The following is a 468-nucleotide window of genomic DNA, read 5'->3' on the forward strand; positions in this document are numbered from 1 at the left end:
CCATGTCAGGCCTCGCTGTCTGCGTTGGTGTTGGCTGCGGCGGCGCCGGGAGTTTGCACCTCGGTGGCGGTTGCGGCCGGCGCCGGCGTGTCGTCCGACGCAGGGGCCTCCTCCCCCTTGCCCCTGCCTTCCTGTGGAGGGTCTGTCGCCTCCGATCGCGCGGCGGGCGGCGGTGCTGCGGCCGGGCCAGCGGCGCGCTTGTTGGGGCGCGGAGTGTCGTTCAGCTGGACACGGCCGACCGAGGCAACGCCGTCCTTGGACTGAAGAATGCGGAAGGCCCAGCCTTGCGGGCTGGGTTCGCCAAAGGTGGCCAGCAGTTCGGCGGAGATCTTGACGCCGTCGAACTCGACCACCTGGGCCAGCTCGTCGACCTTCAAGCGCGAGGCGATGGGTCCGCGCTCCAGCGGCGCCAGCGACTGCCAACCCTGGGGGCTGACATAGCCGGGCAGCGCGATGGGGCCATAGGCC

At 71.4% G+C, this 468-nt stretch carries 1 protein-coding gene; it reads right to left on the reverse strand.

All coding sequences use genetic code 11. The annotated features are described in order from the left end of the window. Nucleotides 1–5: 5 nt before the first annotated feature. Nucleotides 6–468, reverse strand: a 463-nt coding sequence (locus ABGI63_RS25805; RefSeq protein WP_432767476.1) for a hypothetical protein, incomplete at its 5' end; no start/stop codon positions are given.

Source organism: Roseateles cavernae, assembly GCF_040187885.1.
GTDB classification, from domain to species: Bacteria; Pseudomonadota; Gammaproteobacteria; order Burkholderiales; family Burkholderiaceae_C; genus Roseateles_E; species Roseateles_E cavernae.